Raw genomic sequence first — 15061 nt, 5'->3', positions numbered from 1 at the left:
AAATTAAGCAGAAAGAACTTTGCGGCCTTTAGCGCGGCGACGTGCTAATACTTTACGGCCATTTACAGTTGCCATGCGAGCACGGAAGCCGTGTGCACGTTTGCGTTTTAAAACGCTAGGTTGAAAAGTTCTTTTCATAACAATCTCATCCGATCGGTTAAAGTTAAAACATCCTATACAGGTCGCGATCCTGGCATAGGTGCCATTGCGAGCGCGAGATATTATAGAGTAAGTAATGTAAAGTCAATCATAATTACGTTAAGGGTATATAACCCACCTACTACTATATAAGAGATCATATAAGGCGATCTGTTAGGATCATCATAAATAAGAAGTTTTCCACAGCCCCTGTATAAAAAGTGAATAAAAGCGGGGGAAAAGTAAATTGGATCGTAAATTTGGTTCGCGATCTTGGTGTTATTTTGTTATGATCTCCTCTCAGGATCTAAAATAAAAACTGTTTTAAATCAGCTTGTTAATGATTTTATACATCGATATCAACAATTTTATAAAAATCAATCTTTTACTTGTGGATAAAGTGTCTTCATAATACGCGGTCTTGGGTCGCTTATTGGACCATTTGAACGCAATAAATGTATGATTTATAATCATTAATGATGTGCGGGAATAAAAATTATATCTCTGGGAGTTTAACTGTGTATCTGTCGGTTTGGCAAAGTTGTTTATATGTATTGCAAGATGAGCTGCCTTCGCAGCAATTCAGTATGTGGGTAAGACCGCTACAAGCAGAAAGTACCGAAGATACCTTGACGATTTATGCACCTAATCGCTTTGTGCTTGATTGGGTGAGAGAAAAGTACCTAAATAGAATTAACGAATTACTAGTAGAGATTTGTGGTGTTGAAGCACCAAAACTACGTTTTGATGTAGGTAGTAAACCTTTATTAAATGCACAAGCTGCACCGGTTATAGAAACTCAATCGGCACCAAGTGCACACGCTTCAGCAAAACAACAGCCTCGCGAGCAAAAGCCAGTTGTTGAACCTGCACCTAAGTCAGGTTACAAATCTAACATTAAAGAAAACTATACTTTTGATAGCTTTGTTGAAGGTAAATCAAACCAATTAGCAAAAGCTGCGGCCACACAGGTTGCCGACAATCCTGGCTCTGCTTTTAACCCTGTATTTATATACGGTGGCACTGGTTTAGGTAAAACTCACTTATTACATGCAGTAGGTAATGGCATTATGGCAAATAAGCCAGATGCTAAAATTGTTTACATGCATTCAGAACGCTTTGTTCAAGACATGGTAAAGGCACTTCAAAATAATGCGATAGAAGAATTTAAGCGTTATTACCGTAGTGTTGATGCATTAATGATTGATGATATTCAATTTTTTGCTAACAAAGAGCGTTCACAAGAAGAATTTTTTCATACCTTTAATGCATTGCTTGAAGGCAACCAACAAATTATTTTAACCTCTGACCGTTACCCTAAAGAGATTGAAGGCGTTGAAGACAGGCTAAAATCACGTTTTGGTTGGGGATTAACAATTGCGATTGAGCCACCAGAGCTTGAAACACGCGTTGCTATTTTAATGAAAAAAGCCCAGCAAAGTAAGATTAACTTACCACACGAAGTTGCTTTTTTTATTGCCAAAAAATTACGTTCAAATGTTCGTGAACTAGAGGGTGCACTTAACCGTGTAATCGCTAATGCGAACTTTACCGGTCGTCCTATTTCAATCGATTTTGTAAAAGAAGCGCTACGCGATTTACTTGCCTTGCAAGATAAACTGGTTACCATAGACAATATTCAGCGAACTGTTGCTGAGTACTATCGAATTCGTATATCAGACCTGTTATCTAAGCGCCGCAGCCGCTCTATCGCGAGGCCGCGCCAGGTAGCTATGGCATTGTCTAAAGAATTAACTAATCACAGCTTACCTGAGATTGGTGACGCATTTGGTGGGCGCGATCATACGACCGTATTACATGCATGTCGTAAGATAAAATCACTACGTGACGAAAGCCACGAAATTAAAGAAGATTACCAAAACTTAATAAGAACATTGTCATCTTAGGGCTGACTTTATTATGCAAATAACAATATCAAGACAACAATTTTTAAAGCCATTGGTGCAAGTGTCGGGCGCAATAGAGCGCAAACACACGTTGCCAATTTTATCTAACGTTTTGTTAGTGGTAGAAAACGGACAACTTTCAATGACGGGTACTGACCTTGAAATTGAACTAGTTTCTGGCGTATTTGTAGGTGATGATATTGCCGATACAAAACTAACGTTACCCGCTAAAAAGTTACTCGATATTTGTAAAAGTCTACCAGATGGTTCAGACATTACTTTAAGCTTGCAAGAGCATCAATTACTTTTAACCAGTGGTAAAAGCCGTTTTTCATTGACGACTTTATCTGCTGATGATTTTCCTAATTTAGAAGAGTGGGACGGAGAGGTTGAATTTCAACTAACTCGTTTAGAGCTTCGTAAGTTACTCGAAAGCACGCATTTTTCTATGGCAAATCAAGACGTACGTTATTACTTAAATGGTATGTCGTTTGAAGTAGATAATACCGATATAAAAACAGTAGCAACAGATGGTCACCGTTTAGCTATAGCGCAAAAGCAATTAACGCAATCGCTTAATACACAACGTCAATTAATTATACCTCGCAAAGGTGTGCAAGAAATTATGCGCCTTATGGTAGCTGACGATGAATTGGTAACAATTCAGTTTGGTGCTAACCATATCCGTATTATTGATATTGAGTTTACATTTACAAGTAAACTGGTTGATGGGCGTTTTCCAGATTACCGTCGTGTATTACCGCGTGGTGGCGACAAAGTAATTACAGCTAACCGAGAATGGTTACGTAATGCGTTCCAACGAGTGTCTATTTTATCTAATGAAAAGTTTCGTGGCGTACGCTTAAACTTATCAAACGGTTTATTAAAAATTACGGCCAACAACCCAGAGCAAGAACAAGCTGAAGAAGTTGTTGAAGTAAGTTACGAAGGTGCTGACCTAGAAATAGGGTTTAACGTGTCTTACGTATTAGACGTACTAAACACATTAAAAACAGAAAACGTACTATTTACATTAGCTGACTCAAACAGCAGTGCATTAATTGAAGGTGCAGGCGATGAAGAAGCAATGTACGTTGTTATGCCTATGCGTTTATAAGACTATAAATACATAATGAGCTTAAGTCATTTGAGCCTCAAATATTTTCGTAATATTGAGGCGCTGACGCTAGAACCAGTTAACGGCGTTAATATAATATATGGTGAAAACGGCAGCGGAAAAACCAGCCTTTTAGAGGCTATCTATTACCTTTCTCACGGCAAATCTTTTCGTACTCCAAAACACAAAAGTATTATCGCGCATCAGCAAGAGCAGTTTGTAATTCACGGGCGCAAAACAATACACGACTTATCTATTCCAATTGGTATTAGTAAAACCCAAACGGGTGAAACTAATTTAAAAATTCAAGGTAAGGCGAGCCGTAAAATATCCGAACTAGCTCAACTCATGCCAGTGCAAATTATTACACCAGAGAGCTATTCTTTATTTTTTGGTGGGCCTAAAGAGCGCAGAAAATTTTTAGATTTAGGTTTGTTCCACGTGGAACATGAGTTCTTTTTTTTATGGCAATCGTTCAATAAAGTACTTAAACAACGTAATGCATTGTTAAAAACTAAGCCCAAGAATTATTTTGACCAAATTAAGTTTTGGGACAAAGAATTTGTTAGACTGGCTGAAGAAATAAATAAATTAAGATTGGCGTATATAAGTAGGTTTAAGCAGCAATTTTTTGATAAAATGTGTGCAGAATTAACGCTTGTACGTGATTTAGAAATGACCTTTAACGCAGGTTGGAAAGAGACCGAATCTCTTGCAGATGCGTTAGAGCAAAACTTTGAGCGAGATGCTCGCCAAGGGTTTACAAGTAAAGGCCCTCATAAGGCTGATTTTAGTTTTAGTGTCGCTGGCAACAGTGTAGAGAATACGTTCTCACGCGGTCAATTAAAGTTACTATTGTATGCGTTAAAAGTTACGCAAAATAGCTTAATTGAGTCAGAGACAGATAAGCAATCTATATTGCTAATAGATGATCTACCTTCAGAGTTAGGCGAAGATACAAAAGAGAAAGTGGGTCAATTACTTGCTCACTGTAGTTCTCAAATTTTTATCTCTTCAATTTTGTCTGAAAGTATTTCTGCTGTGGTGGAACCCATGCAACGAGAACTACAAATGTTCCACGTGAAACATGGCAACCTAATAACAAGATAAGTGGGATTAACCATGTCTGAGAATTATGACTCGTCGAGTATTAAAGTACTTAAAGGATTAGACGCAGTAAGAAAGCGTCCTGGAATGTATATTGGGGACACCGATGATGGCACAGGCTTACACCACATGGTGTTTGAGGTCGTTGATAACTCGATCGATGAAGCCTTAGCAGGTCATTGTGATGATATTTATGTAACGATTCACTTAGACGGTTCTGTCTCAGTACGAGATAACGGTCGTGGTATTCCAACTTCTATCCATGAAGAAGAAGGCGTATCAGCAGCCGAAGTTATTATGACGGTACTTCATGCCGGTGGTAAGTTTGATGATAACTCTTATAAAGTATCAGGTGGCTTACACGGTGTTGGTGTTTCTGTTGTAAATGCACTTTCAGAAAAGCTAAAACTTACAGTTCGCCGTGAAGGTAAACTTCATGAGCAGTTTTACACTATGGGTGTTCCAGATGCACCTTTAGCTGTTATTGGTGAATCGGACACGACTGGTACAGAACTACGTTTTTGGCCAAGTGGTGAAACATTCACAAACTTAGATTTTCATTACGAAATTTTAGCTAAGCGTTTACGCGAGCTTTCATTCCTAAATTCAGGTGTGAGCATCATTTTAAATGATGAACGTGAAGAAAATAAATCTGACCACTTTAAATACGAAGGCGGTATTCAAGCTTTCGTTGAATACTTAAACCGTAATAAAACACCTATACATAAAGGTGTATTCCATTTTACTCACGAACGTGAAGAAGATGGTATTAGCGTTGAAGTATCAATGCAGTGGAATGATGCATACCAAGAAAATATTTACTGTTTCACAAATAATATTCCACAACGTGATGGTGGTACTCACTTAGCCGGTTTTAGATCAGCGCTAACACGTACACTTAATAACTACATGGAAAAAGAAGGCTTTAACAAAAAAGCTAAAACAACCAGCAATGCTACCGGTGATGATGCCCGTGAAGGCTTAACGGCTGTTGTTAGTGTTAAAGTTCCGGATCCTAAGTTCTCATCGCAAACTAAAGACAAGCTTGTTTCAAGTGAAGTTAAGTCTGCAGTTGAACAAGCAATGGCTGAAAAATTCACTGAGTTTTTATTAGAAAACCCAACTGATGCCAAAATTGTTGTAGGTAAGATTATTGATGCCTCACGTGCTCGTGAAGCGGCGCGTAAAGCCCGTGAAATGACACGTCGTAAAGGTGCAATGGACTTAGCAGGCTTACCTGGTAAGCTAGCTGATTGCCAAGAAAAAGATCCTGCCCAATCTGAACTATATATAGTGGAAGGGGACTCTGCTGGCGGATCAGCCAAGCAGGGACGTAACCGTAAAAACCAAGCTATTCTTCCGCTTAAAGGTAAAATCTTAAACGTAGAAAAAGCACGTTTTGATAAAATGTTATCTTCGCAAGAAGTAGCAACACTAATTACTGCATTAGGGTGTGGTATTGGTCGTGACGAATATAACCCTGAGAAATTACGTTACCACCGTATCATCATCATGACCGATGCGGACGTGGATGGTTCTCACATTCGTACGTTACTATTAACATTCTTCTATCGCCAAATGCCTGAAATTGTAGAACGCGGCTATATTTACATTGCTCAACCACCACTTTATAAAGTGAAAAAAGGTAAGCAGGAGCGTTATATTAAAGATGACCCTGCATTAGTTGAATACCTAACATCGCTTGCTCTTAATGGTGCAGCGTTGTATGCAAGTACAGATGCACCAGCTCTTGAAGGTGAGGCACTAGAGTCAATAGTTCACGATTATCAAAACACAGTTAAAGTAATTGAGCGTTTAAAGCGTAAATACCCTAACACGGTAATGGAACGCTTAATTTATCAAACAGAATTGAAAACTGATGACCTTTCAGATGAAGCTAAAGTAATTGCTTGGACTAAAGTGTTGGTTGACGACCTGATTGCACGTGATGAAGATGCGACTATTTTCCATGCTGGTACAGAGCATGATGCTGAGCGTAATATGTATTACCCGGTTGTGAATATTCGTCAGCACGGTGTAGATAAAGCACACGTACTTCATTATGACTTTATTGCGTCACGTGACTACCAACGCATTGCTGTGACTGGTACTAACATCGCAAACATCCTTAGCGAAGGTGCATATATTCAACGTGGTGAGAAAACAAAACCTGTTGATAACTTTGTGGATGCTTTGGAATGGTTGATCACAGAATCGAAGCGCGGGATCTATATTCAACGCTATAAAGGACTGGGCGAAATGAACCCAAGCCAGCTTTGGGAGACCACAATGGATCCTAGTGCTCGCCGTATGTTACAAGTAACGATCGAAGATGCTGTTGGCGCGGATCAATTATTTGCGACCTTAATGGGTGACCAAGTAGAGCCTCGTCGTGAGTTTATTGAAAAGAACGCACTACGTGTAGTTAACTTAGACGTGTAAAAAATATTGCTTACATAGAAAAAGGAGCCTAATGGCTCCTTTTTTATTTTCTTCAATTACACAAACTGCTTAAAACCTGAGTGTACACACGGTATACTAAGGGTAATTTTCACGCTACTTCTTAGATAGTAAAAAGCCAAATATGCAAAAATATGACGTAAAAACCTTTCAAGGTTTGATCCTGGCTTTACAGGATTATTGGGCGCAGCAAGGCTGTGTCATTATTCAACCACTTGATATGGAAGTGGGCGCAGGGACATTTCACCCGCAAACTTTTTTAAAGTCTATTGGTCCAGAGCCAATGGCGAGTGCATACGTGCAACCGTGTCGTCGTCCTACCGATGGTCGCTACGGTGAAAATCCCAATCGCTTACAACACTACTACCAGTTTCAAGTAGTTTTAAAGCCATCACCAGATAACATCCAAGAGCTTTATTTAGGCTCTTTAGCGGCTATGGGTATCGATACACTAACTCACGAAGTTCGCTTTGTAGAAGACAACTGGGAATCACCTACATTAGGTGCCTGGGGCTTAGGTTGGGAAATTTGGTTAAACGGCATGGAAGTAACGCAGTTTACCTACTTTCAGCAAGTTGGCGGTATTGAATGTTCACCTGTAACAGGTGAGATTACTTACGGCCTAGAGCGTTTAGCAATGTACATTCAAGGCGTAGATAGTATTTACGACTTAGTATGGGCAGACGGTCCACTAGGGCGTGTAACCTACGGTGACGTGTTCCATCAAAATGAAGTAGAGCAGTCTACTTACAATTTTGAACACGCAAACGTAGAAGACTTATTTGCTCAGTTTGATAAATGTGAAGCAGAGAGCCAAAAGTTAATTGAAGCAAACTTACCACTACCGGCTTACGAGCAAGTAATGAAAGCATCGCACGCATTTAACTTACTAGACGCACGCCACGCAATTTCGGTAACCGAACGTCAACGTTATATTTTACGCGTTCGTGCGTTATCAAAAGCGTGTGCACAAAGTTACTATGATAAACGCGAAGCGCTTGGTTTCCCGCTGTGTAAGGATAAGTAAGTATGTCAGCACAAAATTTATTAGTAGAAATTGGCACAGAAGAGTTGCCACCAAAAGCACTGCGTAAATTAGCAGAAGCCTTTGCTGCAAACTTAACTGCAGAGCTTGAAACACTAGAGTTAGCACATCAAGGCGTAAGCTGGTATGCATCGCCTCGTCGTTTAGGTTTACAAGTAAAAGCGCTTGAAGCTAAGCAACAAGACAAAGAAGTTGAAAAACGCGGTCCAGCAACTAAAGCCGCATTTGACGGTGACGGTAACCCAACAAAAGCAGCAATGGGTTGGGCACGTGGTTGTGGTATTGAAGTAAAAGACGCACAAACACTCGAAACAGACAAAGGCGCATGGTTATTGCACATTGCTAAAGTTGCAGGGCAAGAAACCAAATCGCTAATGACAGGTGCAATTACTAAAGCGTTGGCTAAATTACCAATTCCTAAACCAATGCGTTGGGGCGCGAATAAAACACAATTTATTCGTCCTGTGCATACGGTAACTATTTTGTTTGGTGATGAGTTACTTGAAGGTGAGATCCTTGGTAAGAAAATAACTAACCAGCTTCAGGGTCATCGCTTTCACCACCCAGAAAAAATTAGCATAAACCATGCGGACGACGTGTTTGACGTACTTAAATCTGCTTACGTTATTGCCGATTACGAACAACGTAAAGCACAAATTCGTACGCAAATAGAAGAGGCTGCAAAAGCAGTTAATGCTGTTGTTGCAATGGATGAAGATTTACTAGAAGAAGTAACATCACTTGTAGAGTGGCCAGTTACTTTAACGGCAACATTTGAAGAAGCATTTTTAGATGTACCAGCCGAAGCGTTAATTTACACCATGAAAGACGATCAAAAATATTTTCCGTTATTAGATCAAAACGGCAAACTTTTAAATAAATTTTTGTTTGTATCTAACATCGAGAGTAAAGATCCAAGTGTGGTTATTTCTGGTAACGAAAAAGTAGTGCGCCCGCGTTTAGCCGATGCACAGTTCTTCTTTGAAACAGATAAAAAGAAAACTCTAGAAAGCCGATTAGAATCGCTTGATAGCGTATTGTTCCAAAAGCAACTTGGTACGCTTAAAGATAAGTCTGAGCGCATTAGTGAGCTTGCAGGTTATATTGCTGAGCAATTAGGTGCTGATAAAGTACTAGCACAGCGTGCAGGCTTATTAAGTAAAACTGACCTAATGACTGAAATGGTAATGGAATTTACCGACGTGCAAGGTGTAATGGGAATGCATTACGCTCGCCATGACGGTGAAGCCGAGGATGTAGCCATAGCGCAAAACGAGCAGTACATGCCACGCTTTGCAGGCGACAACTTACCTACAAATTTAATTAGCTGCGCAGTAGCGATTGCTGATAAGTTTGACACGCTGGTGGGTATTTTTGGTATAGGCCAAGCACCTAAAGGTGACAAAGACCCATTTGCTCTTCGTCGTGCTGCTATTGGTGCACTTCGCATTATGGTAGAAAAAGAACTACCACTTGATATTTTAGACCTAGTAGCTAAATCGCAAACATTGTTTGGCGACAAGTTAACTAACTTAAATGTATCAGCTGATGTATTTGAATTTATGCTAGGGCGCTTCCGTGCTTGGTATCAAGACGAAGGTATTGAAGTAGACGTAATTCAAGCAGTGCTTGCACGTCGTCCGACTAAACCTGTTGATTTTGATCGCCGTGTTAAAGCTGTGAGCCACTTCCGTACATTAGACGCAGCAGAAGCGCTTGCAGCAGCTAATAAGCGTGTAGGTAATATTCTGGCTAAAAACGACATTACCAGCCAAGGTAGTGTTGATGAGAGCTTATTAAGCGACGACGCTGAAAAAGTATTAGCATCACAAGTAGCAAAATTTGCCACTGACCTTGCACCACTTTACGCAGATGGAAACTACCAAGAAGCATTAAGCCAATTGGCAGGTATTCGCGAAAGTGTTGATAACTTTTTTGACAACGTAATGGTTATGGCCGACGATGAAGCTGTTAAGCAAAATCGTCTTGCGCTGCTAAGCCAGTTAAGCGGATTGTTTTTAGGTATTGCAGATATTTCTGTTTTACAAAAATAACACCGATTAGCAATTTTAAAAGCCAGCGTTTTGCTGGCTTTTTAGTTTTCACTGTATGCAAAGGAAACCCCATTGATGATTTCTATGAAACGAATTTTAACCTTAGCAATTGCTGGTTTACTTACTGCCTGTACAAGCCAAATTTCGATTAACGATGTATTACCACAGCAAGAGCTTGACCGCACAATTTACTTACGTGGCGACTTTACACTGTGGGATGCAGAACCCCAGTATCAGTTTGCACCAGTTGGCCCTGCGCTTTATCAAGCAGAAGTGAAATTTTCGACGCCTGGTAAAGTGTACGAATTTAAAATAGCCGATGCCGATTTTAGTGAAGGTTACAACTGTGGTTACAGCGACGCACAACCAGCAGGGCAAAAACTAACACTCGGCCAGCCAGCTATTGCAGACTGTAATACTATTTATAACTACTTTAGCTACACGCCAGCGATAAAAGGCACCTACATAGTAAGCATTGATTACAGTGACTATGATGAGCCGAAAGTGACGATAACTAAAAAATAGCTAAGCTAAAAGTCGTCAGTTTTTAGCTGCCCGAGTGAGCTTATAGATTTGCGACAAGGACGTTGAATGAAGAATAGTAATAACAAAACAGTGAATAGATATAGCAAGCTATTACTAATTGAAACCGCTGGTTTATCAATAGCATTGCTAATATTCTTAATTATTTTGATTTGGTTGCTACTTAATGAGTATAGCTTAGGTAATATTATGAATAATGTTTTAAACTTCTTAGCAAGTTTAGGGAGTATAGCAGGCGGTTGTGCTGCCCTTTATGCATTTTACTCAATTCCAAAATGGAAAAAAGATTATGATAATAAGCTTTTTAGAGAAAAGTTATATAAAGCTTTAGCGAATATAGACGCTTTAGAAGAGTTAGTTAAACTGCAAGTTGATGCAAGAAAATATTACTGTAATTATAAAATAAATTTTAATATTGACGATGACAATACTAAAAAATATGGTATTCAAATGAATAAATGGGAGCGAGAAATATCCTACCTATTTAACTTAACTAGAGACCGCTTACTGATACTAAGTGAATATAGTTATTATTTCTCGCATATAAAAAATAATGAAATAAAAGGTAACTTAGATCTTCTAAGCCGTCATATAAAAATGATTCACAATATGCCCCGTGATACTGATATGGGTATTGACGTCAGCGCAATTCATATTGATAAGGAAAATAAAGAACATATTTTAGATACAGAAATATTTAAAAAGACTAAGGATTGTTTAAAAATACAACTTGAGAATAGTTAAATATAACTTAAAGCCCTTTCTTCACCACATACCTATAAGGTGCTTCTTCTGCATCTTTAGCCACCAGCGTGTGATCCATAAACGTACAAAAGCTCGGAATGTCGCGAGTTGTTGATGGGTCATCAGCAGTTATTAATAACGTTTCACCATCACTCATTTTACGAATAGCAGCGCGTACCATCATTACTGGCTCTGGACAGCGAAGGCCTATGGCATCTAATTGGTGATCGGGATTATCAAAGCTCATAATAAATTGACCTGTTTAATTAAAGTGATTGCTGCGTACGCGAGTGCTTAGGTATAGCAATTAATAAGTTTGGCAGTTTAACGCAATTTCAAGTGTAATTTAACTATTTTACTTATCTTAATATGCCCATTTTATTTGAAACTTTATTGCTTCAAAAGACTTTATTTAATAATACGCCCGATCACATAATTACGCTGTTACATGCTTGTTTGATAAAGGGTCGTTTTCACTTAATTAAAGCTAATAAAAAAGGCGAACTGAATAAAATCAGTCCGCCTTTTTAATCACCAAGATGGTTTTACATGTTTAAAACTAATTAGTCTTGAACACGTTCAAATACAGTGGCAATGCCTTGGCCTAAACCAATACACATAGTTGCTAAACCGTATCGTACATTTTTATCTTCCATTAAGTGAATAAGCGATGTGCTAATACGCGAACCCGAACAACCCAGTGGGTGACCAAGTGCGATTGCGCCGCCATTTAAATTCACTTTTTCGTCAACAACATCCATTAACCCTAAATCTTTCATTACGGGTAATGATTGTGCTGCAAAGGCTTCGTTAAGCTCTACTACGCCTAAGTCATCAATTGTAATACCGGCTTGAGCAAGTGCTTTTTTACTTGCTGGTACTGGGCCGTAACCCATAATTGATGGATCGCAACCAGCGACTGCCATTGCTTTAATGCGCGCACGAATTGGCAAGCCAAGTTCTTTTGCTTTTTCTTCGCTCATTACTAACATTGCAGATGCGCCGTCAGAAAGTGCAGAAGACGTACCGGCTGTTACCGTACCCGATGCAGGATTAAATACAGGGCGAAGCTTTGATAGGCCTTCTACTGTTGTTTCTGGGCGAATTACTTCGTCGTCTTCAACTAATATAAGCGAACCATCTGCTGCGTGACCTTCCATTGCTAAAATTTCGCGACGAAAACGGCCTTCAACAGTTGCCGCTTGTGCACGTTGATGTGAGCGGTAAGCAAATTCATCTTGTTGCTCACGGCTAATGCCATGAAGCGTAGCAAGGTATTCTGCTGTTAAACCCATTGAGCCCGATGCTTGTGCAATCGTTGTTGCAAGGCCTGGGTGAAAGTCGTTGCCGTGAGTCATAGGTACGTGACCCATGTGCTCAACACCACCAATTAGGTAAGTGTCGCCAGCGCCGGTCATTATTGCGCGTGCAGCGTCATGCAATGCTTGCATTGACGATCCACATAAACGGTTAACCGTTACAGCAGGTACGCTGTGTGGGATACCGGCAAGTAATGCTGCGTTACGTGCTACGTTAAAGCCTTGCTCTAATGTTTGCTGTACACAACCCCAATAAATATCGTCAATTGATGCTGGATCAACTGCTGGGTTGCGATCAAGTAAGCCTTTCATTAAATGTGCGCTTAAGTCTTCAGCACGTTTATGTTTGAATACACCACTTTTAGAGCGACCCATTGGTGTGCGGATACAATCTACAATTACTGGATTATTCATGATATTAACCTTCCACCTTATAGAAAACACGACCTTCTTCGGCCCACTTGCGAGTTTGCTCAGATACTTGGTAAATCGCACCTAGGTGAGCGTATTTGTCTGCTGCTGCAACAAAGTTGGCTAAACCAGTTTGATCTAAGTAACGGAACGCGCCGCCTCTAAATGGAGGGAAACCAACACCGTAAACTAATGCCATATCTGCTTCTTGCGGCGAGGCAACTATGCCTTCTTGCAAACACAGTAGCACTTCGTTAATCATTGGAATCATACAACGGTCGATGATTTCTTGTTTATCAAATTCTTTTGGTGCGTCTGTAATTGGGCTTAGTAGCTCAACTGCTGTCTCGTCATGAGACTTTTTAAGACGACCGCGACGATCTGTTTCGTATTTGTAAAAACCGGCTTTGTTCTTTTGACCAAAACGTTTTTCGTTGGCAAAAATAGTTACAGGGTCTTTATCAGCACGAGCCATACGCTCAGGGAAACCGTCAGCCATTACGCCAGTACAATGGAACGCTGTATCAATACCTACAACATCAAGTAAGTAAGCCGGACCCATAGGCCAGCCAAATACGTTTTCCATTACTTTATCTACTTTTGCAAAGTTAGCGCCTTCAACCACTAATTTGCTAAAACCTGCAAAGTAAGGGAATAAAACACGGTTTACAAAAAAGCCTGGGCAATCGTTAACAACAATTGGTGATTTACCTAATTTAAGTGCGTAATCAACTACTGCATTAATTGTTTTATCTGAGGTTTTTGCGCCACGGATAATTTCTACTAATGGCATTTTTGGCACAGGGTTGAAAAAGTGCATACCACAGAAGTTTTCTGGCTTATCTAGCGCTTGTGCTAGTAAATCAATACAAATAGTTGATGTGTTTGAAGTAAGTACCGTACCTTCTGGCATGGTCTTTTCAAGATCAGCGAGTACTGCTTGCTTAACTTTAGGGTTTTCTACAACGGCTTCAACAATAATGTTGGCACTTTGTAGGTCTGACGCGTTAAGTGTTGGCTTAATTTTGCTAAGTGTTGCCAACATTTTTTCCATTGGCATGTGGCCACGCTTAACTTTTGCGCCTAATAACTTAGACGCTTCACCCATACCTAAATCAAGCGCATCTTGTTGGATGTCTTTCATTATAATAGGTGTGCCTTTATAAGCAGACTGGTATGCAATACCGCCACCCATAATACCAGCCCCTAATACAGCGGCTTGTTTAATTTCTACATCGCTTTGTTTAGCAAATTTACGTGCTTTACCTTTAATGTATTGGTCAGCTAGGAATATACCTGTCTGTGCAGCTGCTTCTGGTGTACGTGCTAATTTAGCAAAGTTAGCATTTTCGATTGCCATTGCTTCATCGCGAGTACAGTTTGCCGCTGCTTTAATAGTACGTACAGCCATAACCGGTGCAGGATAGTGGCCTTTGGTTTTACCCATTACCATACCTTCTGCCATAGCAAAGCTCATGCCTTGCTCAACACGGTTTAATTTAAGTGGCTGTAGTTTTACGTTACGTTTTGCTTGCCAATCTAGCTTGCCAGAAATCGCTAGCTCAAGCGTTGATACACTTGACTCTAAAAGTTTGTCAGTACTAACTACCGCGTCAAATGCACCTACTTTAAGGGCATCTGCTGCGCGATTTTCTGCGCCAGAGGTAATCCACATCATTGCGTTATCGGCGCCAATGATACGTGGTAAGCGCACTGTGCCACCGAACCCTGGCATTATGCCAAGCTTAACTTCTGGTAGGCCCATTTTAGCTGTTTCGCTTGCTATACGATAATCGGTAGCAAGTGCCCACTCACAACCACCGCCAAGTGCCATACCGTTTATAGCGGTTAGGGTTGGGAATGGTAAATCTTCGATTGCATCAAAAACGTCTGTTGCGTTTTTGATCCACGTTACTAGTTCTGCTTCTGGTTTAGTAAACGTTGGTAAAAATTCGAAGATATCGGCACCAATAATAAAGTGCTCTTTATCACTGGTAAAAATCATGCCTTTGATATCAGTATTAGCGGCTAATTCTTTTAATGCTGCCGCGCAATCTGAAAGAGTTTTTTGAGATAATGTGTTTACAGAACCTGCAACACAAAACTTAAACTCGGCGATGTTTTCCTTTAGGAAGCTAACTTCAAAGGAATCGCTTTTATATAACATTATTATTCTCCCTAGTTGACGAACTAAGACTGGTACGATGAGTTTGCAT

At 40.0% G+C, this 15061-nt stretch carries 12 protein-coding genes; 8 read left to right on the top strand and 4 right to left on the bottom strand.

Annotated elements, in window-relative coordinates; genetic code table 11:
* Positions 1-3: 3 nt before the first annotated feature.
* Positions 4-138 carry a 50S ribosomal protein L34 gene (rpmH, locus tag I6F54_RS17910; RefSeq protein WP_004335215.1) on the bottom strand — a complete coding sequence of 45 codons (135 nt, stop codon included), beginning with the start codon at positions 136-138 and terminating at the stop codon, positions 4-6.
* 518 nt (positions 139-656) lie between these two features.
* On the opposite strand from rpmH, the gene dnaA reads away from it, so the two are divergent.
* The 8 genes from dnaA to I6F54_RS17870 all read left to right on the top strand — a co-directional run bounded on the left by dnaA (position 657) and on the right by I6F54_RS17870 (position 11115).
* A complete protein-coding gene (gene dnaA / locus I6F54_RS17905) occupies positions 657-2045 on the top strand; it encodes a chromosomal replication initiator protein DnaA (protein ID WP_010555148.1) in 1389 nt (462 codons plus the stop codon).
* A gap of 13 nt (positions 2046-2058) precedes the next feature.
* Entirely contained in the window at positions 2059-3162 is a 1104-nt protein-coding gene (gene dnaN / locus I6F54_RS17900) for a DNA polymerase III subunit beta (RefSeq protein WP_197142514.1), read from the top strand.
* A 15-nt stretch (positions 3163-3177) separates the two neighbouring features.
* Positions 3178-4272: a DNA replication/repair protein RecF gene (gene recF, locus I6F54_RS17895; protein WP_008138030.1), complete on the top strand. Its 1095-nt coding sequence runs from the start codon at positions 3178-3180 to the stop codon at positions 4270-4272.
* Between the two features lie 12 nt (positions 4273-4284).
* Positions 4285-6711, top strand: a complete 2427-nt coding sequence (gyrB, locus tag I6F54_RS17890; RefSeq protein WP_165729275.1) for a DNA topoisomerase (ATP-hydrolyzing) subunit B — start codon at positions 4285-4287, stop codon at positions 6709-6711.
* 142 nt (positions 6712-6853) lie between these two features.
* Positions 6854-7756 (top strand): glycine--tRNA ligase subunit alpha, encoded by a 903-nt coding sequence (gene glyQ / locus I6F54_RS17885; protein ID WP_007584197.1) that lies wholly within the window; start codon positions 6854-6856, stop codon positions 7754-7756.
* A 2-nt stretch (positions 7757-7758) separates the two neighbouring features.
* Entirely contained in the window at positions 7759-9828 is a 2070-nt protein-coding gene (gene glyS / locus I6F54_RS17880) for a glycine--tRNA ligase subunit beta (RefSeq protein WP_197142512.1), read from the top strand.
* A gap of 75 nt (positions 9829-9903) precedes the next feature.
* Positions 9904-10353, top strand: coding sequence for a hypothetical protein (locus tag I6F54_RS17875; RefSeq protein WP_197142510.1), 450 nt, complete (start codon positions 9904-9906; stop codon positions 10351-10353).
* A 66-nt stretch (positions 10354-10419) separates the two neighbouring features.
* Entirely contained in the window at positions 10420-11115 is a 696-nt protein-coding gene (locus tag I6F54_RS17870; protein WP_197142508.1) for a hypothetical protein, read from the top strand.
* 7 nt (positions 11116-11122) lie between these two features.
* Here I6F54_RS17870 and tusA read toward each other — a convergent pair whose 3' ends face one another.
* The 3 genes from tusA to fadB all read right to left on the bottom strand — a co-directional run bounded on the left by tusA (position 11123) and on the right by fadB (position 15012).
* On the bottom strand, positions 11123-11362 hold the full coding sequence (tusA, locus tag I6F54_RS17865) for a sulfurtransferase TusA (protein WP_007377644.1): 240 nt from the start codon (positions 11360-11362) through the stop codon (positions 11123-11125).
* Positions 11363-11678: 316 nt separating this feature from the next.
* On the bottom strand, positions 11679-12848 hold the full coding sequence (gene fadA / locus I6F54_RS17860; RefSeq protein ID WP_007584192.1) for an acetyl-CoA C-acyltransferase FadA: 1170 nt from the start codon (positions 12846-12848) through the stop codon (positions 11679-11681).
* Between the two features lie 4 nt (positions 12849-12852).
* On the bottom strand, positions 12853-15012 hold the full coding sequence (fadB, locus tag I6F54_RS17855) for a fatty acid oxidation complex subunit alpha FadB (RefSeq protein ID WP_197142506.1): 2160 nt from the start codon (positions 15010-15012) through the stop codon (positions 12853-12855).
* Between the last annotated feature and the right edge of the window lie 49 nt (positions 15013-15061).

The organism is Pseudoalteromonas sp. SWXJZ10B (assembly GCF_015864475.1).
In the GTDB taxonomy this organism is placed as follows: domain Bacteria; phylum Pseudomonadota; class Gammaproteobacteria; order Enterobacterales; family Alteromonadaceae; genus Pseudoalteromonas; species Pseudoalteromonas arctica.
The sequence above is the reverse complement of the archived record's forward strand: the minus strand, read 5'-3'. Positions and strand labels throughout refer to the sequence as shown.

Excerpts from the sequence above, each read along its gene's own strand:
- rpmH (WP_004335215.1), bottom strand. The coding sequence starts at position 138 with ATGAAAAGAACTTTTCAACCTAGCGTTTTAAAACGCAAACGTGCACAC.
- dnaN (WP_197142514.1), top strand. The coding sequence starts at position 2,059 with ATGCAAATAACAATATCAAGACAACAATTTTTAAAGCCATTGGTGCAA.
- recF (WP_008138030.1), top strand. The coding sequence starts at position 3,178 with ATGAGCTTAAGTCATTTGAGCCTCAAATATTTTCGTAATATTGAGGCG.
- gyrB (WP_165729275.1), top strand. The coding sequence starts at position 4,285 with ATGTCTGAGAATTATGACTCGTCGAGTATTAAAGTACTTAAAGGATTA.
- glyQ (WP_007584197.1), top strand. The coding sequence starts at position 6,854 with ATGCAAAAATATGACGTAAAAACCTTTCAAGGTTTGATCCTGGCTTTA.
- glyS (WP_197142512.1), top strand. The coding sequence starts at position 7,759 with ATGTCAGCACAAAATTTATTAGTAGAAATTGGCACAGAAGAGTTGCCA.
- I6F54_RS17875 (WP_197142510.1), top strand. The coding sequence starts at position 9,904 with ATGATTTCTATGAAACGAATTTTAACCTTAGCAATTGCTGGTTTACTT.
- I6F54_RS17870 (WP_197142508.1), top strand. The coding sequence starts at position 10,420 with ATGAAGAATAGTAATAACAAAACAGTGAATAGATATAGCAAGCTATTA.
- tusA (WP_007377644.1), bottom strand. The coding sequence starts at position 11,362 with ATGAGCTTTGATAATCCCGATCACCAATTAGATGCCATAGGCCTTCGC.
- fadA (WP_007584192.1), bottom strand. The coding sequence starts at position 12,848 with ATGAATAATCCAGTAATTGTAGATTGTATCCGCACACCAATGGGTCGC.
- fadB (WP_197142506.1), bottom strand. The coding sequence starts at position 15,012 with ATGTTATATAAAAGCGATTCCTTTGAAGTTAGCTTCCTAAAGGAAAAC.